This window comes from Streptomyces sp. B8-7 (assembly GCF_058833805.1).
In genome coordinates this window covers 1003984-1028811 of sequence record NZ_JBYRRL010000001.1, presented here as the reverse complement: position 1 = coordinate 1028811, position 24828 = coordinate 1003984, and the positions used below count along the sequence as shown (strand labels likewise).

General features: G+C 75.0%; 19 protein-coding genes and 1 riboswitch. Of the genes, 12 read left to right on the top strand and 7 right to left on the bottom strand.

Annotated features, from left to right (window positions below):
* Positions 1–64: 64 nt before the first annotated feature.
* Genes AC5K6T_RS04295 through AC5K6T_RS04285 form a run of 3 tightly spaced genes read right to left on the bottom strand, consistent with a single transcriptional unit; the run spans position 65 to position 3398 of the window.
* On the bottom strand, positions 65–1144 hold the full coding sequence (locus AC5K6T_RS04295; protein ID WP_493205763.1) for a prenyltransferase/squalene oxidase repeat-containing protein: 1080 nt from the start codon (positions 1142–1144) through the stop codon (positions 65–67).
* Positions 1141–1959 carry a class I SAM-dependent methyltransferase gene (locus tag AC5K6T_RS04290; RefSeq protein ID WP_493205762.1) on the bottom strand — a complete coding sequence of 273 codons (819 nt, stop codon included), beginning with the start codon at positions 1957–1959 and terminating at the stop codon, positions 1141–1143. Before AC5K6T_RS04290 ends, AC5K6T_RS04295 begins: the two co-directional genes overlap by 4 nt.
* Entirely contained in the window at positions 1953–3398 is a 1446-nt protein-coding gene (locus AC5K6T_RS04285) for a glycosyltransferase family 4 protein (protein ID WP_493205761.1), read from the bottom strand. Before AC5K6T_RS04285 ends, AC5K6T_RS04290 begins: the two co-directional genes overlap by 7 nt.
* 447 nt (positions 3399–3845) lie before the next feature.
* On the opposite strand from AC5K6T_RS04285, the gene AC5K6T_RS04280 reads away from it, so the two are divergent.
* Positions 3846–4487 (top strand): TetR family transcriptional regulator, encoded by a 642-nt coding sequence (locus AC5K6T_RS04280; protein ID WP_493205760.1) that lies wholly within the window; start codon positions 3846–3848, stop codon positions 4485–4487.
* Between the two features lie 50 nt (positions 4488–4537).
* Here the strand turns inward: AC5K6T_RS04280 and AC5K6T_RS04275 are convergent, their stop codons facing one another.
* Positions 4538–4771 (bottom strand): ferredoxin, encoded by a 234-nt coding sequence (locus AC5K6T_RS04275; RefSeq protein WP_493205758.1) that lies wholly within the window; start codon positions 4769–4771, stop codon positions 4538–4540.
* A 3-nt stretch (positions 4772–4774) separates the two neighbouring features.
* Complete coding sequence (locus AC5K6T_RS04270; RefSeq protein WP_493205756.1) at positions 4775–6226, bottom strand: aldehyde dehydrogenase; 1452 nt, start codon at positions 6224–6226, stop codon at positions 4775–4777.
* A gap of 565 nt (positions 6227–6791) precedes the next feature.
* Between AC5K6T_RS04270 and AC5K6T_RS04265 the strand changes: the two genes are divergently transcribed.
* From AC5K6T_RS04265 to AC5K6T_RS04250, 4 genes are all read left to right on the top strand, one after another.
* Complete coding sequence (locus AC5K6T_RS04265) at positions 6792–7943, top strand: UDP-glucuronic acid decarboxylase family protein (protein WP_493205754.1); 1152 nt, start codon at positions 6792–6794, stop codon at positions 7941–7943.
* A 170-nt stretch (positions 7944–8113) separates the two neighbouring features.
* Positions 8114–9988 carry a glycosyltransferase family 2 protein gene (locus AC5K6T_RS04260; protein WP_493205752.1) on the top strand — a complete coding sequence of 625 codons (1875 nt, stop codon included), beginning with the start codon at positions 8114–8116 and terminating at the stop codon, positions 9986–9988.
* 145 nt (positions 9989–10133) lie between these two features.
* A complete protein-coding gene (galE, locus tag AC5K6T_RS04255) occupies positions 10134–11162 on the top strand; it encodes a UDP-glucose 4-epimerase GalE (RefSeq protein ID WP_493205750.1) in 1029 nt (342 codons plus the stop codon).
* A 216-nt stretch (positions 11163–11378) separates the two neighbouring features.
* Positions 11379–12773, top strand: coding sequence for a UDP-glucose dehydrogenase family protein (locus AC5K6T_RS04250; RefSeq protein ID WP_493205748.1), 1395 nt, complete (start codon positions 11379–11381; stop codon positions 12771–12773).
* Here the strand turns inward: AC5K6T_RS04250 and AC5K6T_RS04245 are convergent.
* A complete protein-coding gene (locus tag AC5K6T_RS04245) occupies positions 12704–14416 on the bottom strand; it encodes a right-handed parallel beta-helix repeat-containing protein (protein ID WP_493205746.1) in 1713 nt (570 codons plus the stop codon). The two genes, AC5K6T_RS04250 and AC5K6T_RS04245, sit on opposite strands and share 70 nt — an antisense overlap.
* A 424-nt stretch (positions 14417–14840) precedes the next feature.
* Here AC5K6T_RS04245 and AC5K6T_RS04240 point away from each other — a divergent pair, with 424 nt between their 5' ends.
* From AC5K6T_RS04240 to AC5K6T_RS04210, 7 genes are all read left to right on the top strand, one after another.
* The gene (locus AC5K6T_RS04240) at positions 14841–15878 is read left to right on the top strand and encodes a Strvi_7410 family MBL fold metallo-hydrolase (RefSeq protein ID WP_493205744.1); all 1038 of its coding nucleotides are present in this window, start codon (positions 14841–14843) and stop codon (positions 15876–15878) included.
* A 33-nt stretch (positions 15879–15911) separates the two neighbouring features.
* Positions 15912–16026, top strand: a riboswitch (cobalamin riboswitch).
* A gap of 136 nt (positions 16027–16162) precedes the next feature.
* Positions 16163–17437 carry an SCO2321 family membrane protein gene (locus AC5K6T_RS04235; protein WP_493205742.1) on the top strand — a complete coding sequence of 425 codons (1275 nt, stop codon included), beginning with the start codon at positions 16163–16165 and terminating at the stop codon, positions 17435–17437.
* A gap of 179 nt (positions 17438–17616) precedes the next feature.
* On the top strand, positions 17617–18306 hold the full coding sequence (locus AC5K6T_RS04230; protein ID WP_493205740.1) for an SCO2322 family protein: 690 nt from the start codon (positions 17617–17619) through the stop codon (positions 18304–18306).
* Positions 18299–19438 (top strand): energy-coupling factor transporter transmembrane component T, encoded by a 1140-nt coding sequence (locus AC5K6T_RS04225; protein WP_493205739.1) that lies wholly within the window; start codon positions 18299–18301, stop codon positions 19436–19438. The genes AC5K6T_RS04230 and AC5K6T_RS04225 overlap by 8 nt, the downstream gene beginning before the upstream one ends.
* Positions 19435–21504, top strand: a complete 2070-nt coding sequence (locus AC5K6T_RS04220) for an ABC transporter ATP-binding protein (RefSeq protein ID WP_493205737.1) — start codon at positions 19435–19437, stop codon at positions 21502–21504. The genes AC5K6T_RS04225 and AC5K6T_RS04220 overlap by 4 nt, the downstream gene beginning before the upstream one ends.
* Positions 21501–22394, top strand: a complete 894-nt coding sequence (locus tag AC5K6T_RS04215; RefSeq protein ID WP_493205735.1) for an ECF transporter S component — start codon at positions 21501–21503, stop codon at positions 22392–22394. The genes AC5K6T_RS04220 and AC5K6T_RS04215 overlap by 4 nt, the downstream gene beginning before the upstream one ends.
* A gap of 423 nt (positions 22395–22817) precedes the next feature.
* Positions 22818–23237: an aggregation-promoting factor C-terminal-like domain-containing protein gene (locus tag AC5K6T_RS04210; RefSeq protein WP_493205733.1), complete on the top strand. Its 420-nt coding sequence runs from the start codon at positions 22818–22820 to the stop codon at positions 23235–23237.
* A gap of 125 nt (positions 23238–23362) precedes the next feature.
* Here the strand turns inward: AC5K6T_RS04210 and AC5K6T_RS04205 are convergent, their stop codons facing one another.
* Positions 23363–24598: a cytochrome P450 gene (locus AC5K6T_RS04205; protein ID WP_493205731.1), complete on the bottom strand. Its 1236-nt coding sequence runs from the start codon at positions 24596–24598 to the stop codon at positions 23363–23365.
* Positions 24599–24828 lie beyond the last annotated feature (230 nt).

Sequence of the window (24828 nt, the reverse complement as noted above, 5' to 3'; positions counted from 1 at the left end):
TCCCGCCGGCGGTCCCGGCGACGGTCACGGCGACGGTCACGGCGACGGTCACGCCGGCGGCCCGTCACGGGGCGGGGCGGCAGCAGTCCGGGTCCAGGCCCGCCGGCAGGTGCTCGCCGGAGAACACCGCGCAGGTGGCCTCGTGGCCGCCCAGCGCGGCCACCGCGAGCAGCAGGGACCCGGCGGTCCAGGTGGTGAGCTCGCGGGGCCATATCGCGCCGTCGTCGAAGACGTACCCGGTCCAGTAGAGCCCGCTGTCCGGATCGCGCAGGTGCTGCACGGACTTGAGCACCTCCAGCGCCCGGTCGGACTCGCCGGTGACCCACAGGGTCAGGGCCAGTTCGCAGGACTCGCCGCCGGTGACCCAGGGGTTGGGGACGACGCACCGCACCCCGAGGCCGGGCACCACGAACCGGTCCCAGCCCTCCCGCACCCGGTCCCGGGCCTCCGCGCCGGTCAGCGCACCGCCCAGCACGGGGTAGTACCAGTCCATGGAGTAGCGGCTCTTGTCCAGGAACCGCTCGGGGTGCCGGCGGATGGCGTGCCGCAGCGCGCCGACCGCGAGTTCCCAGTCCGGCTGGGGCTCCTCGCGCTGCTCGGCGATCGCCAGCGCGCAGCGCAGCGCCTGGTGGACCGAGGAGGAGCCGGTGAGCAGGGCGTCGGTGGTGGGCGTGCCGTCGGCGTCGCGGCGCCAGCCGATCTGGCCGCCCGGCTGCTGGAGGGCCAGCACGAACTCGACCGCCGCGTACACGGTCGGCCACATCCGGTCCAGGAAGACGTCGTCGCCGGTGGAGAGGTAGTGGTGCCACACCCCTACGGCGACGTAGGCGACGAAGTTGGTCTCCCGGCCGGGGTCGGTGACGTCGTCGGCCGCGCCGTCCGCGTAGGCGGCGTACCAGGACCCGTCGTCGTTCTGGTGGCGGGCGAGCCAGTCGTAGGCGCGGGCCGCGGCCTCGTGTTCGCCGGCGGTGTCCAGGGCCATGGCGGCCTCGGTGTGGTCCCAGGGGTCGAGGTGGTGGCCGCGGAACCACGGGATCGCCCCGTCCTCGCGCTGCACGGCGAGGATGCCGGCGACGGTCGCGGCGGCCTGCCCGGCGGTGAGGACTCCGGGCAGGACGAGGTGTTCCGTCCTGGGCGTCGTCACCGGGCGGCCGCCTCGCCGCCGGTCGCGGCGTCGGCGGCGGTGGCCCCGCCGGCGGCTTCGGCAGCGGATGCGCGACCGGCTCCGGCGCCGGACAGCCGGGGCAGGTGCGGCTTGGTCGCGTACGCCACGAAGCTCTTGCCGATCAGCGGGTTCAGCGCCTGCTCGGCGACCCGGGTGGCGAGCGGCTTCTTCATGATGTCCCAGACCAGCAGCTTGTGGTACGCCCGCACCGGCAGCGCCCTGTCGTTGTCCACGCCGAACGCGCACTTCAGCCACCAGTAGGGCGAGTGCAGGGCGTGCGCGTGGTGCGTGCCGTACGGGCGCAGGCCCGCCTCGCGGATCTTCGTCAGGAGTTCGCCGGCCCGGTAGATGCGGATGTGGCCGCCCTCGACCTCGTGGTAGGCGTCGGAGAGGGTCCAGCAGACCTTCTCGGGGCCGTAGCGGGGGACGGTGACGGCTATCCGGCCGCCGGGCCTGAGGACGCGCACCATCTCGGCGAGGACGCCCTTGTCGTCGGGGATGTGCTCCATCACCTCGGAGATGATGACGACGTCGAAGGACTCGTCGGGGAAGGGCAGGGCGAGGGCGTCGCCCTCCATCGCGGTGGCCGTGGCGCCCTCGGGTGCCTCACCGGCCTCCTTCATCGCCGCGAACCACTTGGCGACCTCGCGGATCTCCTCGGCGTTTTGGTCGAGGGCCACGACCCGGGCGCCGCGCCGGTAGCACTCGAACGCGTGCCGGCCGGCGCCGCAGCCGAGATCCAGGACGCGGTCGCCCGCAGCGAGCGGGAACCGGGAGAAGTCGACGGTCAGCACGTGGCCCTGCTTTCGTTGAATTCCTCTGAGGCGGGAGCGGCGGTGGCGTCCGAGGGCGCGGCTGCGGCGGCGGCCGGGCGGGCGGCGGGGTGCGGCGCTCCGGCGGCGGGGCGGGAGGCGCCGGCACCGGTCGGTGCCGCGGCGCGGGCCATGGCCTCGCGGTAGTGGGCGACGGTGCCCTCCGCCGCCCGCGCCCAGGTGAACCGGGCGAGCACGCGTTCGCGCCCGGCGGCGCCGAGGCGGGCCCGCAGCGCGGCGTCCCCCAGCAGCCGGGCCAGGGCGGCGGCCAGCGCGCCCGCGTCGCCGGGCGGGACGGCGAGGCAGGTCTCCCCGTCCGGGCCGGCGACCTCCGGGATGGCCCCGCCGGTGGTGGCCACCAGCGGGGTCGCGGTGGCCATGGCCTCGGCGGCCGGCAGGGAGAAGCCCTCGTACAGCGACGGCACGCAGGCCGCTTCGGCGGAGCGGACGAGGTCGACGAGTTCGGCGTCGGAGATGCCCTTGACGAACTCGACCGCGCCGTCGAGGCCGTAGCGCTCGATCGCCTGGGCGACCGGTCCGTCGGCGGGGCGCTTGCCGACGACGACGAGATGGGCGGCCGGGTGCTCGGTACGGATCTTCGCCAGCGCCTCGACGAGGAACACCAGTCCCTTGAGCGGAACGTCGGCGCTGGAGGTGGTGACGATCCGGCCGGGGACCCGCGCCACGGACGGGTCGGGTGAGAACAGGTCGGTGTCCGCGCCGATGTGCACGACGTGGACGCGGTCCCGCCGCACGCCGAGGTGCTCGACGATCTCCGCGCGGGAGGTGCCGGACACGGTCAGCACGGAGGGCAGCCGGCGCGCGACGCGCTTCTGCATGCGGGTGAAGGCGTACCAGCGGCGCACCGACCAGCGCCGGCGGCGGCCCCCGGCCGCGTCGAGCTCCAACTGCCGGTCGACGGTGATGGGGTGGTGGATCGTGGTGACCAGCGGCGCGCCGACGTCGCCCAGCAGCCCGTAGCCGAGGGTCTGGTTGTCGTGCACGACGTCGAACTCGCCGCGTCGGGCGCGCAGATGGCGGCGGGCGCGCAGCGAGAAGGTGAGCGGCTCGGGGAAGCCGCCGGTCCACATGGTGGCGACCTCCAGGGCGTCGACCCAGTCCCGGTACTCGTCGCGGCCGGGCGTGCGGAAGGGGTCGGGCTGGCGGTAGAGGTCGAGGCTGGGCAGTTCGGTCAGCGACAGGCCGTCGAAGCCCTCGTCGAGGACGGGGTAGGGCTGGGCGCCGATGACCTCGACGGTGTGGCCGAGGCGGGCGAGTTCGCGCGAGAGGTGGCGGACGTAGACGCCCTGGCCGCCGCAGAACGGGTTTCCCTTGTAGGTGAGGAGTGCGATACGGAGCGGTCGCTCGCCGTCTGCGGCCGGGCCCGCCAAGTGGCCCGCCCGACTGGCCTCAGCGGTCACTCTGGGCCCCCTTCTGCCTGCGCTGTCCCGCGAGCCTACGCGGGGACGCTAATCTAGAACAAGTTACAGACTTGATCGTTCAAGAGGCTCCGAATCTACCGGCAGGTAGCCCCGGCGGAAGAAGTGGATCAGGTGATTCACGCCACGGCAGGCCGAAGCCTGGCATGCTCGGTCCGCGCACCCCTTCCCCCCTCGGCTTCCCCCCTCGGCTTCCCCCCTCGGCCCTTCCGGCCTCCTCGCCCCTCCTCGCCCCCCGTCCCCCGCCCCGGCCCCATCCCTTCCCATCCCTTCCCATCCCTTCCCGCCCCCGTCTCCACCCACCTCCGCCCGCCTCACCCCGCCCCACCCGTCTCGCCCCTTCCCCCCTCACCCCTCTCCCCCTCCCCTCCCCCCTCTCCCCCCTCTCCCCCCTCCTTCCTTCTCACCGACTGTCACGGAACGGGATCCATGCCTGCGGAAACCAAGCCGGCCGCGTCGGAGGCCGGTGACCCACGAGCGGCGTCGGCGCCGCTGACCGAGCGGCAGCAGGCGCGCCGGCGGCGCATCCTGCACGCCAGCGCGCAGCTGGCCGGGCAGGGCGGCTTCGACGCGGTACAGATGCGGGAGGTGGCGGAGTCCTCGCAGGTGGCGCTGGGCACGCTGTACCGCTACTTCCCCTCGAAGGTGCACCTGCTGGTGGCCACCATGCAGGACCAGCTGGAGCATCTGCACTCCACGCTGCGCAAGAAGCCGCCGACCGGCGAGACGGCGGCGGAGCGGGTCGCCCAGACGCTGATGCGGGCCTTCCGCGCGCTCCAGCGCGAGCCGCACCTGGCGGACGCGATGGTCCGCGCCCTGACCTTCGCGGACCGCAGCGTCTCGCCCGAGGTGGACCAGGTGTCCCGGCAGACGACGGCGATCATCCTGGACGCGACGGGCCTGGAGTCCCCGACGCCCGCCCAGCTCTCCGCGGTCCGGGTCATCGAGCACACCTGGCACTCGGCGCTGATCACCTGGCTGTCCGGACGTGCCTCCATCGCGCAGGTCCGCGTCGACATCGAGACGGTGTGCCGGTTGATCGACGTCACGACCGCGGAGCCGGACGGCTGAGGGCCGCGTCCCTTCCGGGCGGAGGCCGGGAGGGGCGCCGGCCGCGGCCCTCACTCCTCGGGCGGGAACACGGCCTCGCCGGTGTCGGCCAGGGTGAGGGTGATCGCCTCCACGGGGCAGTTCTCGGCGGCCGCCAGAACCTGTTCGTCGGCGTCGGTGTCGGGGGCGAGGGGGCGTGACTGGCGGGCGGTGTCCAGCCGGAAGGCCCCGGCCGCGCGGTGGACGCAGCCCGCCGAGCCGATGCACAGGGCGCGGTCGACCTCGATGTGCCAGCGGTCGCCCACGGCTCACGCCCCCGCCGGGAGGTGGATGGTCTTGTGCTCCAGGTAGGCGCCGTAGCCCTCGGGGCCGAACTCGCGCCCGAGGCCGCTGTTCTTGTAGCCGCCGAAGGGGCCGAGCATGTCGAGGCTGAAGGTGTTGACGGAGTAGGTGCCGGTGCGGACCCGGCGGGCGATGTCGATGCCGTGCCCGGTGTCCGCGGTCCACACGCTGCCGCTGAGCCCGTACTCCGAGTCGTTGGCGATGCGCACGGCGTCGGCCTCGTCGGTGTAGGGGATCAGGCAGATCACGGGGCCGAAGATCTCCTCGCGGGCGATGCGCATGGCGGGGGTGACGTCTCCGAAGAGGGTGGGCTCCACGTACCAGCCGCGCTCCAGGCCCGGAGGGCGTCCGCCGCCGGTGAGGATCTTGGCGCCCTCCTCCTGCCCGAGGCGGATGTAGTCCAGGCTCCTGCGCTGCTGGCGGCGGGCGACGAGCGGGCCGACCTCGGTCGCCGGGTCGAGCGGGTCGCCGACGGTGAGGGCGCCCGCGGCGGCGGCGAAGGCCTCGGCGAAGTCGTCGTAGCGGGAGCGGGGCAGCAGGATGCGGGTCTGGGCCACGCACGCCTGCCCGTTGTTCATCCAGGCGGCGGGGACGATGCCGGCCACGGCCGTGTCGACGTCCGCGTCGGGCAGGACGACCGCGGCGGACTTCCCGCCGAGCTCCAGGGTCACCCGGGTCAGGTTCCGCGCGGCGACCTCCATGACACGCCGGCCCGCCGCGACCGACCCGGTGAAGGAGACCTTGTCCACCCCGGGGTGCCCGACCAGGTACTCGCTCACCTCCCGGTCGGCGGGCAGGATCGACAGCACGCCCTCCGGCAGTCCGGCGTCCCGGGCGATCTCCCCGAGCAGACAGGCGTCCAGCGGTGTCTCCGGCGAGGGCTTGAGGACCGCCGTGCAGCCGGTGAGCAGGGCGGGGGCGAGCTTGGCGGCGGCGACGAACTGGGGGACGTTCCAGGGGACCACCGCGGCGACCACCCCGACCGGCTCACGCCGCACCAGGAGGGGCCCGAGGACGCCGGCCCGCCGCTCCTCGCAGGGGACGTCGCGGGCGACCCTGATCGCCGCGTCCCACACCATGACCGCGCCGAGCGCCTGCGCCAGGACGCTCCAGGACAGCGGCGAGCCGTTCTGCGCGGAGATGACGCGCGCGATCTCCTCGTGCCGGGCGGCGATGCCGTCCTTGACACGGGCGACGACCTCGATCCGTTCCCGGAGCGGCAGCCGCGGCCAGGGCCCCTCGTCGAACGCCCGCCGGGCCGCCGCGACCGCCCGGTCCACGTCCCGGCCACAGGCGTGCGGCACCCGTCCCACGAGCCGTTCGGTGTGCGGCGACACCACCTCGATGACGTCCGGGCCGAGCGGGTCGGTCCACTCCCCGCCGATGAACAGCTGTTCCCGCTCCATGAGCTCCGACACGGCCGAACGCCTCCCCGGATCACCCGATCTGACGATGTATCAGCTCTGTTGCTCTGATACCAGGTCCGGCCGCACGGCGCCAGGGATCCGCCGTCCGGGAGGTGCCACCGGCCGGGGGTCGCACCTCCCGGACGGCGGCCCCGCCCCTGGCCGGCCCTCCGCCCCGCCACGCGGGCACCGCCTCCGGCCGGGCCTTCCCGGCGCCCCGCCAACCGGCCCCGGGAAGGCCCGGCCGGAGGCGCCTCGCAGGCCCGGGCCCCACGGGCACCCCGAGGGCCACGCCGGGGGTGCCTCGCAGGCCCGGCCGGGCGCGGTTCCGGTCCGCGCACACACCGGGCGCCCGGGCGCGGGACCTCTCGGCCAAACGGTGGAGCTGAGGAACGGTTGAGGAATGTCGGACACGGATTGTCGGATATCCCTTCGTACGATCCCTTCGTACGGTCATCGTGTTTTCCCGAGAGCTGGTCTCATCCCTCTCACTTCAGGCCCCGCCTGCACGGAAAGGGAGGCGCGCGGCTCTCCCGACCTCGTTACCCGGAGTTACCGGAGTTACCCGGAGAAATGCATGCGCGTTGTCGTGACCGGTGGCAGTGGATTCCTGGGCTCGCATCTCTGTGAGGCTCTGCTGAGACGCGGAGATCACGTGGTATGCCTGGACGACTGCTCGACCGGCGATCCCAGAAACACCGAGCACCTGCTGTCCGACCCCGCCTTCACCTTCTCGCGGACCGACGTGAGCGTCACCGCCGAGGTCCCCGGCCCGGTCGACGCCGTCGCCCACCTGGCAAGCCCCGCCTCGCCCCCCGACTATCTGCGCCGGCCGCTGCAGACCCTCGCCGTCGGCAGCCGGGGCACGGAGAACGCGCTGCGGCTGGCCCGGCAGAAGGGCGCCCGCTTCGTGCTGGCCTCGACGAGCGAGGTCTACGGCGATCCCGCGGTCCACCCTCAGACCGAGGATTACTGGGGCCATGTGAACCCGGTCGGCCCACGCAGCGTCTATGACGAGGCAAAACGTTTCGCCGAAGCACTCTCCATGGCCTATCACCGCACCCACGGCGTCGATGTGGGAATCGCCCGCATCTTCAACACCTACGGACCGCGGATGCGCCCGCACGACGGCCGCGTCGTGTCGAGTTTCCTCACCCAGGCCCTGCTGGGCGAGCCGCTGACCGTCTACGGCGACGGAAGGCAGACGCGCAGTTTCTGCTACGTCGACGACCTGGTCCGCGGGCTCCTCGCACTGATCGACTCCCGCGAACCCGGGCCCTTCAACCTCGGCAACCCGCGGGAGCAGACCGTCGCGGAACTGGCCGCGGCGGTCCTCGCGCTGACCGGCTCGTCCTCGCCCGTCGAGTACCACCCGCTGCCGGTCGACGACCCCTGCCGCCGCCGTCCGGTGATCACCCGGGCGCGCGACGCGCTGGGATGGGCGCCCGAGGTGGGCCTGGAAGAGGGGCTGCGCAGGACCGTCGACTGGTTCGACGGCCGCCGCACCGAACTGTCCGCCGCGGCCGCCGCGCTCCGCGGCGGACAGGACCAGGGCGCCCCGCCGCCGGACGGGAGCACCCGGCTCCCGGGCGCCCCGAGCACCCCCGTGCCCGCCCTCCGCGGCCCCGGCCCGGCCGCCACACTCTGCGAGGCCCGCGGCGAGCTGACGCCGGAGCCCCGGTCGGACGCTCCCGCGCCCGCCTCAGCACCGGCCGCAGCACCGTTCTGAGAACCGCCGGGGCGACAGCCGCCGGCCCCGCCCCACCCCCGCCCCTCCCCCACCCCTGCTCCTCCTCCGGCGGCACCCGGCCCGGCATCCCGCGGCCGGGCCGCCGGCTGCCTCCCGACCGGGCGGCCGTGCGGACGTCGCGGCGCCCCCGACTCCCCGGAGCGCGCCCCATGTCCCCGACGGAGCCCGACCTCGCCGCCCACGGCGCCGGGACCGGCCTGCTCACTCCCGGCAGGCCCCGGCCCGAGGACCCGCCCAAGGACCAGATCCGTGAGCTCTCCCGCGGCAGTGTCGCCGACATCCCGCCCGACGGACCGGTCTTCGCCCGTCCGCGCCGTGCCCTGCACACCCGCCCCGACAGCTTCGTCTTCCGGCTCCGCCGGGGCGACCGGCTGAAGATCGCCCTCCTGACGCTCGCCTGGACGGCCGCACTGGTCTGGTTCTGGGTCTGGTGGCTGCGGCCCGAGCACCGGGTCGGCTGGGTGGGCCTGACCGTCAACAGCGCACTGCTGCTGTATCTGGTGCTGCTCCCGCTGTACTTCTTCCTCGCGGTCGTCCGCATGCGCCGCTTCGACCCACGCGTCCCCGTGCCCCGGCTGCGCACCGCGTTCGTGGTCACCCGGGCCCCCTCGGAACCCTGGGCCGTCGCGCGCGCCACCCTGGAGGCGATGCTCGCCCAGGACTTCCCGTACGGCTACGACGTGTGGCTGTGCGACGAGGACCCCGGCGACGAGATCCTGCGCTGGTGCGCCGACCGGGGCGTCGGCGTCACCTGCCGCCGGGACCGGCCGGACTACCACCGCGCGACCTGGCCCCGCCGCACCCGCTGCAAGGAGGGCAACCTCGCCTTCTTCTACGACCACTGCGGCTACGAGCGCTACGACGTCGTCGCCCAGCTCGACTGCGACCACGTGCCCGCCCGCGGCTACCTCACCGCGGTGGTGCGCCCGTTCTCCGACCCGGCCATCGGCTACGTGGCGGCCCCCAGCGTGTGCGACTCCAACGCCGAGGTGTCCTGGTCCGTCCGCGGCCGGCTGTACCGCGAGGCCGTCTTCCACGGGGCGGTGCAACTGGGCCACAGCGCCGGCCTCGCGCCGATGTGCATCGGCTCGCACTACGCGGTGCGCACCGAGGCGCTGCGCGACATCGGCGGGATCGGACCCGAGCTGGCCGAGGACTTCTCCACCACCTTCCTCATGAACTCGGCCGGCTGGCACGGCGCGTTCGCCATCGACGCCGAGGCGCACGGCGAGGGCCCCAGCACCTTCGCGGCGATGGCCACCCAGGAGTTCCAGTGGTCCCGCAGCCTCGCCGTGATGCTGCTCGGGCTGCTGCCGCGCCACCTGGGCCGGATGCCCGGCGCGCTGCGGCTGCGCTTCGCGTTCGCGCTGTCGTACTACCCGCTGCTCGCCGTGAGCACGGTCGCCGGGATCGCCCTGCCGCCCATCGCCGCGGTCACCGGTCTGCCGTGGATGAACGTGAACTACCTGTCCTTCCTCGCGCACTACTGGGCGCTGTCCGTCTGCATGATGCTGCTGCTGGTGCTGATCCGCCGCCGCGGCCTGCTGCGCCCGGCGCAGGCGCCCGTACTGAGCTGGGAGAGCTGGCTGTTCAGCCTGTCGCGCTGGCCGTTCGTCGCCTGGGGCGTGGGCGCGGCGGTGCTGCAGAAGCTGCGCCCCCGGCCGGTGGTGTTCAAGGTGACGCCCAAGTCCGCGGACGGCCTGCAGCGGCTGCCGCTGCGGCTGGTGGCGCCCTACCTGGCCATCACGGTCACCCTGTCCTGCTGCGCCGTGATCGGCGAACTCACCGGGCCCGCCGCGGGATACGTGTTCCTGTGCATCCTGGGCTCGCTGTCGTACGCCCTGGTGACCCTGGCCGTGACCCTGCTGCACGTGGGCGCGATGGCCCGCACCGCCCGGGTGTCCCGGTTCCGGGCCCTGGCGACGGCCCGGCTGCCGCTCCTGACGGGACTGCTCGCGCTGCTGCCGCTGGCCGTGGCCGTCTCCCTGTTCCCCGTCTACGCCTCCGGCCTGTTCGGCTGGTGACCGGCCGCCGCGCCGCCGCCGCCCGGCCCGCCGCCCCTCCCCTCCTTCCGGCGCCCGGGGCCGCGGCCCTCCCGGCGCCCCCGGCTCCCCCGGCTCCCCCTCCCTGTTCCCTCCCCGCATCCGGCTCTCCCGCGAAGGAATCCCCATGCCCCCCACAACGGTTCTGGTCACCGGCGGTGCCGGTTTCATCGGCAGTCACACCTGTGTCGACCTGCTGGAGAACGGCTACGAGGTGGTCGTCGTGGACGACCACTCCAACAGCGCCCCCGAGGCACTGGAGCGGGTGGCGAAGGTCGCCGGCCGGCCGGTCGCCGCCGCCTACCGCGCCGATCTGCGGGACCGGCGGGCCCTGGACGCCGTGTTCGCGGCACACCCCGTCGACGCGGTGGTCCACTTCGCGGCGAAGAAGGCGGTGGGCGAGTCCGTCGAGATCCCGGTGGCCTACTACGACATCAACGTCGGCGGGACGACCGCCCTGCTGTCCGCCATGCGGGCGCACGGCGTGCACCGGCTGGTGTTCTCCTCGTCCTGCTCGGTCTACGGCGACGCCACCCGGGTGCCCCTGGCGGAGGGCGATCCGGTCGCGCCGGCCAACCCGTACGCCGCGACGAAACTGCTCTGCGAGCAGGTGCTGGCGGACGTGTGCCGGCGCCTGCCGGAGTTCCGCGTGCTGGCCCTGCGGTACTTCAACCCCGCCGGCGCCCATCCCGGCGGTCTGCTCGGCGAGGACCCCCGGGGCGTCCCGGACAACCTCATGCCGTACCTGGCGCAGGTCGCCGTGGGCCGCCGCGAGCGGCTCAGCGTCTTCGGCGACGACTACCCGACGCCGGACGGCACCGGCATCCGCGACTACCTCCATGTGATGGACGTGGCCGAGGGCCACCGCTGCGCGCTGGAGCACCTCGACGACGCGCCCGGGATGCGCGTGCTCAACCTCGGTACCGGCGTGGGGTCGTCGGTCCTCGACCTGGTCCGCGCGTTCGAGCGGGCCTGCGGCCGCCCGATCCCGTACGAGGTGACCGGACGGCGGCCGGGGGACGTCGCCGAACTGGTCGCGGACCCCGGTGCGGTGGCCGCCGCCTGGGGCTGGCGGGCCCGGCGGGACCTCGCGGCGATGTGTGCGGACGCCTGGCGCTTCCAGCAGCTCAACCCCTCCGGCTACGCCCCGCGCTGACCCCGCGGGAGGGGCCGCCGCCCGCCCCGCCACCGAGGACGCCCGGACTCCGGAACTCCGGGACTCCCGAACTCCCGGACTCCGGGACTCCCGAACTCCCGAACTCCGGTCCGGCGGACCGCGGGACCGCGGGACCGCGGGACCGCGGGACCGCCGTTCCGCGGGACCTCCGGACGCCTCGCATCACCCCGGCACCGCACGACAGGAGAACCTCACATGCGCATGACCGTCATCGGAACGGGCTACCTCGGTGCCGTGCACGCCGCCTGCATGGCGGACATCGGGCACGAGGTGCTCGGCGTCGACGTGGACGCGGAGAAGATCAGAGCCCTCGCCGAGGGCCGGCCGCCCTTCTTCGAACCGGGCCTCGACGAGGTGCTCGCGCGCGCCCTGGCCTCGAAGCGGCTGCGGTTCAGCAGCCGGCTCGCCGAGGCGGCCCGGTTCGGCGAGGTGCACTTCGTCTGTGTGGGCACCCCGCAGCAGGACGGCTCCGGCGCCGCGGACCTGCGGTACGTCGACGCCGCGGTCGACGGCCTCGCCGCCGGCCCGACGGGACCCGGCCTGGTCGTGGGCAAGTCGACGGTGCCGGTGGGGACGACCGCGCGGCTCGCGGACCGGCTGCGCGCCCTCGCACCGCAGCGGGACGCCGAGATCGCCTGGAACCCCGAGTTCCTGCGGGAGGGCTTCGCGGTGGAGGACACCCTGCGGCCCGACCGGATCGTCGTGGGCACCGCCTCGGAGCGCGCGGACCGGGTGCTGCGCCAGGTGTACGCCCCGATGCTGACGGCCGGGGTCCCGTACCTGAGCACCGACCCGGCCACCGCCGAACTGGTCAAGGTCGCGGCCAACTCCTTCCTCGCCACGAAGATCTCGTTCATCAACGCGATGGCGGAGGTCTGCGACGCGGCGGGAGCCGACGTGGTGACCCTGGCCGACGCGCTCGGCCACGACTCCCGCATCGGACGCCGCTTCCTGCGGGCGGGGCTCGGCTTCGGCGGCGGCTGCCTGCCCAAGGACATCCGGGCGTTCGCCGCCCGCGCCCGGGAACTCGGCGTCGGGGACGCGGTGGGCCTCCTCGACCAGGTCGACGCCATCAACCTGCGCCAGCGGCGCCGTACGGCGGACATCGCCCGCGAGATGGCCGGCGGGTCCTTCCACGGGCGGCGGATCGCCGTGCTGGGCGCCACCTTCAAGCCGGGCAGCGACGACGTACGGGACTCGCCGGCGCTCGCCGTGGCCGCGGCCGTGCACGCCGAGGGCGCGGAGGTCCGGGTGCACGACCCGGAGGGCCTCCACAACGCCCGGCTGGCCCGCCCCGAGCTGCGTTACGAGAGCGAGCCGGCCGCGGCGTGCGCGGGCGCGGACGTGGTGCTGCACCTGACCGAGTGGAGCGACTACCGGGAGCTCGACCCGGACAAGGTCGCACGGGTGGTGCGCACGCGCCGGCTGCTGGACGCCCGCAACCACCTCGACGCCGGCCTGTGGCGGTCGGCCGGCTGGACCGTCCGGGTGCTCGGCCGGCCGTCGGGGCCGGACGCGGATCAGTGCGCCGGGCGCGGCGGGGCGGCGGCGCCCACCAGCGGCCTGGCACCCAGCCGCGCGCCGAAGTAGTCGACGGGGCCCGGGTCGACGCCGACGGCGCCCAGCGGCACGGCCCCCGTCTGCGAGCCCGCGCAGGTCGCGACGAGGTTCACGGCCGCCGCCCGGTCGGTGAAGGGGGCGGCCGCGTCGACGAGACAGGGGTCGGCGGTCGTGCCGGTCGGGGTGTCGCCGTGCAGCTCCTGCCCGGCGGCCGCACGCCATTCGGCCAGCCCGGCGAAGGGCGCCTGGCCCCAGACCAGGTTCCAGCGGCCCGTGCTGTAGTAGTCGTTGCCCTGGAACCGCACCTTGTCCTGGGTGAACGGGGTGTCGGAGTCCACCACCGCGGCGCCGTCGGTGACCAGGATGTTGTTGCGGACGGTCACGTAGCTGATGCCCTGCCGCAGCCGCAGGGCGGGAGGCCGCTCGGAGCCGCCGGGGGACCGCTGGAGCACGGTGTTGTTGTAGATGTCCAGGTTCCGCAGGTGGGTCCCGTAGGCGACGATGCCGCCGTAGACGGACAGTTTGCGGGCGTCGTTCCAGCTGTAGTTGAAGCGGATCACGTTGTCCCGGTGCGCGCCGGTCGGCTCGCCGGAGTACACCAGGAAGCCGGGTCCGTCGTTGCCGTAGGACAGGTTGTACTGGACGACGGAGTCGGACACGTTGTTGTCGAGCCCGAAGCCGCCGCCGTCGACCTGCGACCCGGTGCGGTTGCGGTAGGCGGTGTTGTTCTGGATGGTCACCCGGGTCGAGTCGTACGTCCAGATCCCCTCGGGGCCCTCCAGGGCGCGGGCGGAGGACTTCGCCCCGTTGTCGTAGGCGGCCGAGCGCTGGACGACGGCCCCCTTGAGGCTGCCCAGCACGATCCCGCTGCCGGTGTTGCGGTCGTGCTCGCGGGGATCGCCGGAGTTCGCGTACGCCCGTACGTCGGTGACCGTGAGGCCCTGGTGGGCGTAGTCGGGGCGGGCGGCGTCGAAGCGCGGCCCGACGGTGACGAGGCCGGCGTTCTGGTTGTGGTGGGTCGCGGAGTCGGTGACGTCGACGTCGCGGAACCCGAGGGAGCCCGCGGCGGCGGCGATGCTGATGCCGTTCCGGAACCGGGAGACGTCGACGCCGGAGATCCGCACGTGCGCCAGGCGCTTCTTCTTCCTGCCCTTGAGGTCGTTGAAGAACCGGATGCCGTCCTCGCTGCGGCGGGAGGCGGCGTCCCCGGTGATCGCCAGGTTCCGGATCTCCACCCCGCCGGTGTTGTGCACGGCGATGCCCGCCGTCCCGCGCGTGGCGATCGTGGCTCTTCCGGTGCCGTACGAGTCGATCACGACGGGCTTGCGGGCGCTGCCGGCCTCCTCGGGCCCGATGGCCAGCTCGCCCACCAGGCGCCGCCCGCCGTGCAGGCGCAGCCGGTCACCCGGCTGGAACCGCACCTCGTCCGCGTGCTTCAGCGTGCGCCAGGCGGTCTTCGGCGACAGGCCGTCGTGGTCGTCGTCGCCGTCGGGGCTCACGTAGAAGGTGACGGGATCGTCCGTCACCGGCCTCGGTGGCGTGTACGGCTTCAGCACGCCGCATCCGGAGAGCAGCACGACGACGGCCAGGGCGGCCCCGGCGGTGCGCGCGGGGCCGGGCGGGCGTCCGGCCCGACGGCCCGCCCTGACGATTCGACGTTCCTGCAGCCCCATCACATCGCCCCTGTCTGCCGCGATTCATCACTTTTCGACCAAGATGCCAGAATTCACCGAAGGCGCCGACGGGGGCGCGCGGACACCCGGACCCGGCCCGTCCCGGCGGCACACCGGCACCGCGCCCGCCGCCCCGGCACCGCCTCCGGCCTGACGTGGCGTCAGTTCTGGCTATAGTGGGCGGGCACGCCGGGCTGCGGCGGCACGGCACCGGCCCGGTGCGCCACACGGCACGGTGCGGTGGGTGCGGTGCGGTGCAGTGCGCCACACGGCACGGACGGCACGGCACGGCACGGCACGGCACGGCACGGCACGGACGGCACGGTGCGGGTGCGGTGGGTGCGGTGCGGCACACGGCACGGTGCAGTGCGGTGCGGCACACGGCACGGACGGCAACGGCGGTCGACCACGGCGGGGGTGCCGGATGGGGAGGACGTTCGACCACGGCGGCGGCGTGCGGGGGATCGAGGTGCCGATCCCCGACAATCCGCTGGGGCACACGCTGGTGTACGTCCTGGACACCGACCGCGGCCCCGTCCTGCTCGACACCGGCTGGGACGACCCCGCGTCCTGGGACGCGCTCACCGAGGGGCTCCGCGCGTGCGGCACGTCCGTGGCCGACGTGCACGGCGTCGTCGTCACCCACCACCACCCCGACCACCACGGCCTGTCCGGCCGTGTCCGCGAGGCCTCCGGCGCGTGGGTGGCCATGCACGCGGCCGACGCGGCGGTGGTGCGCCGCGCCCGCGCCGGCCGCCCCGAGCAGTGGTACGCCCACCTGGCGGCCAGGCTCACCGCGGCCGGCGCCCCGGACGCGCATGTGGCCCCGCTGCGCACCGCCCGCGGTCCGGCCCCCGGCCTCTCCCCCGCGCTCCCCGACCGCGGCATCGCCCCCGGCGGCCTGCTCCCGCTGCCCGGCCGCAGGCTCCGCGCCCTCTGGACGCCGGGCCACACCCCCGGTCACGTCTGCCTGCACCTGGAGGAGCGGCATCCGGCCCGGCTCACCGGCCGCGGCCGCCTGTTCTCCGGCGACCACCTGCTGCCCGGGATCTCCCCGCACATCGGCCTGTACCAGGACCCCGGCGGCGGCACACCGGCAGGCGACGCCGCCACCGACCCCCTCGGCGACTACCTCGGCTCCCTGGCCCGGCTCTCCTCCCTCGCCCCCGCCGAGGTCCTCCCGGCCCATCAGCATCCCTTCACCGGGGCGGCCGCCCGCGTGCGGGAGCTGCTCGCCCATCACGAGGCCCGCCTGACCGGGCTGCTCGCGCTGCTCACCGAGCCCCGCACGCCGTGGCAACTCGCCGAGCGCATGGACTGGAACCGGCCCTGGGCGCGGCTGCCCCCCACCTCCCGCTCGATCGCCGTCTCGGAGGCCGAGGCACACCTGCGCCACCTGGTCCGGCGGGGCCGCGCGGAGCCGGTCGCGGGCAGCGACCCGGTGTCCTACCTCGCCCGGTGACGGGCGGCCCCGCCCGGTACCCCCGTGGACGCCGTCACGGGGGCCGGTACAGTGTCGGCGTCGTCATCACGTCCGTGCAGGGGGAAGCCGGTGCGAATCCGGCGCTGACCCGCAACCGTGAGCAGACCGCCTCTGCGAGCCGGAACGCCCTGCACGGATGATGAACGGCTCGTGTGCGCCGGCCGCCCGCCGCCGCACGGCACCGTCGAGGTCTACGGAGCCGAGCCGCCCGGGGTCGTCCCGCGCTGCCCGGCTCCCTCTAGGGGAGAGGCACCCAACCCGTCATGATCGTCCGTCGCAGCACCGCCGTGCTGGCCGCCGCCGTCCTGGGTGCCGCCGTACCCGCGACCGCCGTGCTGGCCGCCGCCGTACCCGCCGTCGCCGCCCCCTCCCCGTCGCCGTCGGCGTCGGCGAAGCTGCCGGACGGGCTGTACGGCACCGGCGACCCGACGTACGACGGGGTGTGGCGGCAGTCGCTGGCCCTGGTCGCACAGACCGGGCAGGGCGTGACGCCGGCCGCGCAGGCCGTCGACTGGCTGGCCGGGCAGCAGTGCGCGGACGGCGGCTTCGCCTCCTACCGCCCCGACCCGGCGACCGCGTGCGACGCCAAGACCATGCGCGACTCCAACTCCACGGCCGTCGCCGTCCAGGCCCTCACCGCGACCGGCGGCCACGACGAGGCCGCAGACAAGGCCGTCGGCTGGCTGAAGTCGGTGCAGAACGAGGACGGCGGCTGGGGCTACACCCCGGGCGGCCCCAGCGACGCCAACTCCACCTCCGTCGTCGTCGGCGCCCTCGCCGCCGCCGGTGAGCAGCCCGGGAAGGTCCTCAAGGGCGGCAAGTCGCCCTACGACGCGCTGCTCGCGCTCGCGCTGCCCTGCAAGGGCAAGGACGCCGGGGCCTTCGCCTACCAGCCCGGCGAGGACGGCGAGCTGGCCGCGAACGCGGACGCCACCGCCGCCTCCGTGCTCGGTGCCCTCGGCGCGGCGATGACCGCGGAGCCGGCCGGGGGCGAGCAGGCCTCGGCGTCCTGCGCCGCGCCCGGCGACCGCGAGCAGGCCGCCCACAACGGCGCCTCCTGGCTGGTCGGCGCCCTCGCGAAGGACCAGCACCTGACGTCGGCGCTGCCCGGCTCCGAGGACCAGCCCGACTACGGCAACACCGCCGACGCGGTCGTCGCCCTGGCCGTCGCCGGGTTCGGCGAGCAGGCGGGCGCCTCCGCCCGCTGGCTGGAGTCCAACGCCCTGGCCTGGGCCGGGCAGAGCGGCCCCGCCGCCTACGCCCAGCTGGTCCTCGCCGCACAGGCCTCCGGCCTCGACCCGCGCGACTTCGGCGGCAAGGACCTGGTCTCGCTGCTCGGTGCCACGGGCCCGGCCCCGGAGCGGACCGCGGACAGCGCCGGGGACGCGAAGGACGCCAAGGACACCAAGGCGGCCCGGGCCGCCGAGGACGAGGACGACAACGACGGCGTCGCCGTCTGGTGGATCGTGGGCGTCGGCCTCGTCGGCGGCATCGGTGTCGGCCTGCTGATCAGCGCCCGCCGGAAGAACCGGCCGTGACCCGGCGGGCCCGCCCCGCCCCGGCGGCCGGGGCGCTCCGGCCCGGGCGGGCGTCGCGGCCGGCACGGGCTCCGCGGGCGTGGCGGGCCGGACAGCCGTCCCGACCCGGACAGCCGTCCCGACCCGCACGGACGCCGTGGGCCGCACGGGCCGCACGGGCCGCACGGGCCTGGCGGGCCGTGCTCGCCACCGTGCCGATCGCGGTGCTGCTGGTGCTCGTGGGCGGGGCCCCGGCCGCGCACGCCTCCGGCTACCGCTACTGGTCGTTCTGGGAGCGCGACGGCGGCCGCTGGATCTACGCCACCCAGGGCCCGGCCACCGCCCGCCCCGCCGACGGCGACGTGCACGGCTTCCGGTTCGCGGTCAGCGAGGACTCGCAGGACGCCGAGAAGCCGCGCGGCAGGGCCGACTTCGCGGCCATCTGCGCGGACACGCCCGAGCGGGACGGCAGGAAGCGCGTCGCGCTGGTCGTCGACTTCGGCACGGCCGCCGACGCCCCGTCGGGCGAGAGCCCGCCGCGCGCCCGCACGGTGTGCGCGAGCGTCGCCCCGGACGCGAGCACCGCCGAGGCCCTGGCCGCCGTGGCGAAGCCCCTGCGCTACGACGCCGACGCCCTGCTCTGCGCCATCTCCGGCTACCCCCGGCACGGCTGCGCCGAGCAGGTGTCGACGGACCAGCACCCCGCCCCGGCCACGGGCGGCACGGACGCCGGGCCGGGGACGCCGGGGAAGACCGACCCGGGCGACCAGGACGGCCAGGACGGCAACGGTGACAAGGGCTCCGGCCCCTCCCTCGGTCTGATCGCCGGGATCGGTGTGGTCGTGCTGCTCGGCGCGGCCGGGATCCGGCAGGCCCGCCGCCGTGCGTGACGGCACCCCGGTGCACCCCGGTGCGTGGTGGCTGTGGGCCCTGGGACTGGGCACCGCGGCCACCCGCACCACCAATCCGCTCCTGCTCGGCCTGCTCGTCGCGGTCTCCGGCTACGTCGTCGCGGCGCGCCGCCCCGACGCGCCCTGGGCCCGCTCCTACGGCGCGTTCGTGCGGCTCGCGCTCGCCGTCATCGTCGTCCGGCTGCTGTTCGTGGTGGTGCTGGGCTCGCCCGTGCCGGGCACGCACGTGCTGCTGGAGCTGCCCGAGGTGCCGCTGCCGGACTGGGCGCGGGGTTTCCGCCTCGGCGGTGAGGTCACCGCCGAGGCCCTGCTGTTCGCCTTCTACGACGCGCTGCGCCTGGCCGCGCTGCTCATCTGCGTCGGCGCCGCGAACGCCCTCGCGAACCCGTCCCGGCTGCTGAAGTCGCTGCCGGGCGCGCTGTACGAGACGGGGGTGGCGGTGGTCGTCGCGCTCACCTTCGCCCCGAACCTGATCGCGGACGTGCGGCGGCTGCGCGCGGCGCGCCGGCTGCGCGGCCGCCCCGACCGGGGGGTGCGGGGGCTGCTCCAGGTCGGACTGCCGGTGCTGGAAGGCGCGTTGGAGCGCTCGGTCGGTCTCGCCGCCGCGATGGACTCGCGCGGGTACGGCCGTACGGCGCGGGTGCCCGCCGCGGTCCGCCGGACGACGGCGGCGCTCACGGTGGCCGGTCTGCTGGGGGTGTGCGCGGGCACGTACGGGCTGTTGACGGCGGAGGGCGGCACGTACGGGGTTCCGGTGCTGCTCGGCGGGGCCGGGGCCGCGGTCGCCGGGCTGTGGCTGGGCGGCCGCCGCTCCCTGCGCACCCGCTACCGGCCCGACCGGTGGGACGTACGGGCCTGGCTGGTGGCGGCGTCGGGTGCGGCACCGGCCGCGCTGCTGGCGCTCGCGGCGGCCCGGGATCCGGAGGCGCTGGCACCCGGGGTGATTCCGCCGGTCGCGCCCGGACTGCCCCTGTGGCCCGCGGCGGCGTGTCTGCTGGGGCTGCTGCCCGTGCTCGCCGCCCCGCCGCCCCTCTCCGGGGAGCCCCGGACGGCGGCCCCGCGGTCGGAACGGGCCGAGAGGGCCCGGAAGGTTTCGAAGGAGTCGCCGTGATCCGCTTCGAGGATGTCTCCGTGACGTACGAGGGGGCGGCCGGACCGAGTGTGCGCGGTGTCGGCTTCGAGGTCCCCGAGGGCGAACTCGTGCTGGTGGTGGGCCCGTCGGGGGTCGGCAAGTCGACGCTGCTCGGCGCGGTGGGCGGGCTGGTCCCGCACTTCACCGGCGGTACCCTGCGCGGCCGGGTGACGGTCGCGGGCCGCGACACGCGCACGCACCGGCCGCGCGATCTCGCGGACGTGGTCGGCACGGTGGGCCAGGACCCGTCGGCCCACTTCGTGACGGACACCGTCGAGGAGGAACTGGCCTACGGCATGGAGTCGTTGGGCCTGCCCCCGGAGGTGATGCGGCGCCGCGTGGAGGAGACGCTGGACCTGCTGGGGCTGGCCCCGCTGCGGGACCGCCCGCTGGCCACCCTGTCCGGCGGCCAGCGGCAGCGGGTGGCGATCGGCTCGGTCCTCACGCCCCACCCGAGTGTGCTGGTCCTGGACGAACCGACCTCGGCGCTGGACCCGGCCGCGGCGGAGGAGGTGCTGGCGGTCCTCCAGCGGCTGGTCCACGACCTCGGGACGACGGTCCTGATGGCCGAACACCGCCTGGAGCGGGTCGTGCACCACGCCGACCGGATTCTGCTGCTGCCGTCCCCGGGGGCCGCGCCGGTGCTGGGCACCCCGGCGGAGGTCATGGCGGTGTCCCCGGTGTTCCCGCCGGTCGTCGCGCTGGGCCGGGCGGCCGGCTGGAGCCCGCTGCCCCTGACGGTCCGCGACGCCCGCCGCAGCGCGGCCGGCCTGCGCGACCGGCTGCGCGACCGGCAGCCGGACACGGCGCGGCAGTCCGGAGCGGCGCCGGAGCCGGACACCGCCCGGGAGCCCGGAGCCGCCCGGGAGACCGGCGCGGCGTCCGCCGCTGGCCCGGCCCCGGACCCCTCCACGGGCCCGGCGGCCCCGCACGCGGGCCAGGCACCGGCCGCCCCCGCAACGCCCGGCGGCCCGGGCACCCCATACACCCCATACACCCCAAACACCGCGGACACCGCGGACGCCGCGGACACCGCGGACACCGCGGACACCGCGGACACCGCGAACGGGGCGGCACCGGCCGCCGCCGCACCCCTCGCACCGGCGCCCTCGCCGGCCGCCGCCACGAACCCTCCGGCAACGGGTGAAGCGGGCCCGGCCCGGCCCCCGCGTCCGGACTCGGGCGCGGACGCGGGCCGGCGCCCCCGCCGCCGTCTGCCCTTCGGCAGGCGCCGCACCCCGGCCGGTCCGGGCGGCCCCGCCACGGCGGGCAGCCCGGCGGCCCCGGTCGGCGCCGTCGTCGCCGAGGCGCGCTCCCTCACGGTCCGCCGGGGCCGGGCGACCGCGCTGCGCTCGGTGGACCTCACGGTCGCCGCCGGGGAGGCGGTGGCGCTGATGGGCCGCAACGGCGCCGGGAAGTCGACCCTGCTGTCGGCCCTGTCCGGCCTGGTCGAGCCCGCCTCGGGCACCGTCCTGACCGGCGGGGCCGTCCCGCACCGGACGGCGCCGCGCGCGCTGGTCCGCCGGGTGGGCCTGGTCCCGCAGGAGCCGCGCGACCTGCTGTACGCGGACACGGTCGCGGCCGAGTGCGCGCAGGCGGACCGGGACGCGGGGGCGGAGCCGGGCACCTGCCGGGCGCTGGTGTCGGAGCTGCTGCCGGGTGTCGCGGACGGCACCCACCCGCGGGACCTGTCGGAGGGCCAGCGGCTCTCCCTGGCCCTGGCGGTGGTGCTGGCGGCCCGGCCTCCCCTGCTGCTGCTCGACGAGCCCACCCGCGGGCTGGACTACGCGGCCAAGGCGCGCCTGGTCGCCCGTCTGCGCGGGCTGACCGCGGCGGGCCACGCGGTGGTGCTGGCGACGCACGACGTGGAGCTGGCGGCGGAGCTGGCCGACCGGGTGGTGCTGCTGGCGGAGGGCGAGGTGATCGCGGACGGCCCGGCGGCCGACGTGGTGGTGTCCTCGCCGTCCTACGCCCCCCAGGTGGCGAAGATCCTCGCCCCGCAGAAGTGGCTCACCGTGTCCCAGGTGAGGAGGGCCCTGACATGACCTCCGACGCACGCGTCCGCACCAGGGCGGGCACCGGCTCCCGCCCGGGCGCCCCGCCGGACCGGCAGGCCCGGGCGGTCCGGCTGGGCCCGCGTTCCTGGGCGGCCCTCGCCCTGGTGAGCGCGGTCGGGCTGGCCGCGCTGACGTGGCCGTTCTTCGCTCCGCCCGGGTCGGCGGCGGTGGCCCACGCCCAGGACGCCCCGTGGCTGTTCGCGGGTCTGCTGGTGCTGCTGGTGGCCGTGGTGTCGGCGACGATCGCGGAGTCGGGGCTGGGCCCGAAGGCGGTGGCCATGCTGGGCGTGCTGGCGGCGGCGGGCGCGGCCCTGCGGCCGATCGGCGCGGGCACCGCGGGCATCGAGCCGATGTTCTTCCTGCTGGTGCTCAGCGGACGGGTGCTGGGGCCGGGATTCGGCTTCGTGCTGGGCGGCGTGACGATGTTCGCCTCGGCCCTGCTGACCGGCGGGGTGGGGCCGTGGATGCCGTACCAGATGCTGACGGCGGGCTGGGTGACGATGGGGGCGGGGCTGCTGCCGGGGCCCAACCGGCTGCGCGGCCGCGCCGAGATCCTGCTGCTGTCGGCGTACGGCTTCACCGCCGCCTTCGGCTACGGCTTCTTCATGAACATGGCCGGCTGGGCCTTCATGAGCCCCGACACCGCGGTCGTCGCCATGGACCCCGAAGCGGGACCGGCCGGGAACCTGGTGCGCTTCCTCGCCTACTGCCTGGCCACGTCGATGGGCTGGGACCTGGGCCGGGCCCTGTGCATCGTCGTCCTGACCGTGGCGCTCGGACCGACCGTCCTGAAGGCGCTGCGCCGGGCGACCCGGCGGGCGGCCTTCGAGGCGCCGGTGGCGTTCGAGGCCGGGGCACCGCAGCCCGACACTCCGTAAATGGCATCAAATCTTCCATTTCGGACATTTCGCGCATTCGCGCCTTCGAAAGCCAGGTCCGAGATGCCGGTCACACGACATCCCCACCCCAGCGTGCGGCCCCGCACACCCGCCGCGACCGGCCCGGTGAAGCACCCCACATGACACACGTCACTCACGAGGGGGCATAGTAGTCACATCGGATGTCATGGGCGCGGCAAAACAGCCCCTGACCTGCGCCGTGCGAGCCACGTCACACGGGCGACCTTCCCGGCGGATGCGAACACAACTAGTAAAAGGGGTCATTGCGGACGCCTGCCGAGCCTGTTTCTCTGGATGACGTCGCACGGCGCCGACGAGCCCCACGGGCCTCGGCGCCGACGTACGCCCCGGACGTCTCCGGACGTACAGCGGCCCCGACGCTCCCGAAGAAAAGGTTCTGCTTTGTCTCTCGCCCGCATTCGCCGCGCCCTGTCCCCGAAGAAGGCCCTCACCACCGCCGCCGTGGCCTCCGCGGTCGCCGGTATCGCGATCTCCGCGGCTCCCGCGCAGGCCGCCCCCTCGGTCTCCTCCGCGTCCCAGGCCCAGGCGATCGCGAAGAAGATGATCCCGAACAGCGCGCAGTACAAGGCCTTCTCGAACATCGTCCAGCACGAGAGCGGCTGGGACGTGGACGCCACGAACCCCTCCTCCGGCGCGTACGGCCTGGTCCAGGCCCTGCCCGGCTCCAAGATGGCCGCGGCCGGCTCCGACTGGAAGACCAACGCCGCCACCCAGATCGAGTGGGGTCTGGACTACATGAAGTCCCGCTACGGCTCCCCCGTCGGCGCCTGGAACTTCTGGCAGGCCAACGGCTGGTACTGAGCCACCCCCGGCCGCCGACCGGCAGCCACCCCCGCGCTCCCGCGACAGCGGCGGCCCCCGACCCCCGGGGCCGCCGCTTCCGCGTTTCCGGCCGGGGCCCGCCTCCGCGCCGCGGACGTCCCGGGTCAGTCCGCGGTGACGCGGAGTTCCTTCACGCCGTTGATCCATGCCGAGCGCAGCCGGCGGGGCTCGCCCGTCAGGCGCAGGCCCGGCATCGCGTCGGCGAGGGCGTGGAAGATCAGGTCGATCTCCAGCACGGCGAGGGACTTGCCGAGGCAGAAGTGCGGCCCTCCGCCGCCGAAGCCGAGGTGGGGGTTGGGGTCCCGGGTGATGTCGAAGGCGTCGGGGCGGTCGAAGACCTCGGGGTCGTGGTTGGCGGAGGAGTAGAAGACGCCGACCCGGTCGCCCTTCCTGATCGTCCGCCCGCCCAGCTCCGTGTCCCGGGTCGCGGTCCGCTGGAACGCCACCACCGGCGTCGCCCAGCGCACGATCTCCTCGGCCGCGGTCGACGGCCGCTCCCGCACGAACAGCTCCCACTGCCCGGGGTGGGTGAGGAAGGCGTGCATGCCGTGCGTGATGGCGTTGCGCGTGGTCTCGTTGCCCGCCACCGCCAGCATCAGCACGAAGAACCCGAACTCGTCCGACGCCAGGTTCCCCTCGTCCTCCGCCGCGACCAGCGTGGACACGATGTCCCGCGCCGGGCACCGCTTGCGCTCCGCGGCCATGTTCATGGCGTACGCGATGATCTCGGCGGCCGATCGGGCGCCCACCTCCTCCGTGACCGCGTACTCGGGGTCGTCGTAGGCGATCATCCGGTTCGACCAGTCGAAGATCTTCGCCCGGTCCTCCTGCGGCACCCCGATCAGCTCGGCGATCGCCTGCAGGGGCAGCTCACACGCGACCTCGGTGACGAAGTCGAACTCCCCGTCCTTCTCCCGGGCCCCGGCCACGATCGCCCTCGCCCGCTCCCGCAGCCGCCCCTCCAGCGCCCGGATCGACCGGGGCGTGAACCCGCGCTGCACGATCTGCCGGACCCGGGTGTGCTCGGGCGGGTCCATGTTCAGCAGGATCAGCCGCTGGGCGTCGATCCGCTCCCGCTCGATGTGCGCGTTGAAGCGGATGATCGCCGTGTTGAGGGTGGAGGAGAACAGCTCCGGGTGCGTGGACACGTAGCGGACGTCGGCGTGCCGGGTCACCGCCCAGTAGCCCGCGTCCTGGAAGCCCGCCACCCGGTCCCGCTGCGGGATCCAGCAGACCGGTTCCGCGCGGCGCAGCGCGGCGAACTCCGGCAGCGGCACCCCGCGGTGCAGCAGGTCCGGGTCGGTGAAGTCGAAACCCTCGGGAAGCGCTGGACAGGACATCGGCAGCTCCCAGCCGTACGACGGCCGGGCGCCGGCCGCACACCGCACGCCCTGACATGCCGTCAGATAAAGACGCCCAGAAGGTAGTTCGATCCCCTACAACCTGCAAGACCCTTGCGGTGACCGGCATCACATCCGCAGACTGCTCACAGAACTAGAACACGTACTAGTTCCTGTCCCCGAGGAGACGCGCCCCAGCCACCCCCCGCCCCTCCCGCGAGAGGACCCGC

Bases quoted from the DNA above. Each gene is read 5' to 3' on its own strand.
- AC5K6T_RS04245 (WP_493205746.1), bottom strand. From the start codon at position 14,416: ATGGGGCTGCAGGAACGTCGAATCGTCAGGGCGGGCCGTCGGGCCGGA.
- AC5K6T_RS04265 (WP_493205754.1), top strand. From the start codon at position 6,792: ATGCGCGTTGTCGTGACCGGTGGCAGTGGATTCCTGGGCTCGCATCTC.
- AC5K6T_RS04260 (WP_493205752.1), top strand. From the start codon at position 8,114: ATGTCCCCGACGGAGCCCGACCTCGCCGCCCACGGCGCCGGGACCGGC.
- AC5K6T_RS04240 (WP_493205744.1), top strand. From the start codon at position 14,841: ATGGGGAGGACGTTCGACCACGGCGGCGGCGTGCGGGGGATCGAGGTG.
- AC5K6T_RS04215 (WP_493205735.1), top strand. From the start codon at position 21,501: ATGACCTCCGACGCACGCGTCCGCACCAGGGCGGGCACCGGCTCCCGC.
- AC5K6T_RS04235 (WP_493205742.1), top strand. From the start codon at position 16,163: ATGATCGTCCGTCGCAGCACCGCCGTGCTGGCCGCCGCCGTCCTGGGT.
- AC5K6T_RS04280 (WP_493205760.1), top strand. From the start codon at position 3,846: ATGCCTGCGGAAACCAAGCCGGCCGCGTCGGAGGCCGGTGACCCACGA.
- AC5K6T_RS04250 (WP_493205748.1), top strand. From the start codon at position 11,379: ATGCGCATGACCGTCATCGGAACGGGCTACCTCGGTGCCGTGCACGCC.
- AC5K6T_RS04205 (WP_493205731.1), bottom strand. From the start codon at position 24,598: ATGTCCTGTCCAGCGCTTCCCGAGGGTTTCGACTTCACCGACCCGGAC.
- galE (WP_493205750.1), top strand. From the start codon at position 10,134: ATGCCCCCCACAACGGTTCTGGTCACCGGCGGTGCCGGTTTCATCGGC.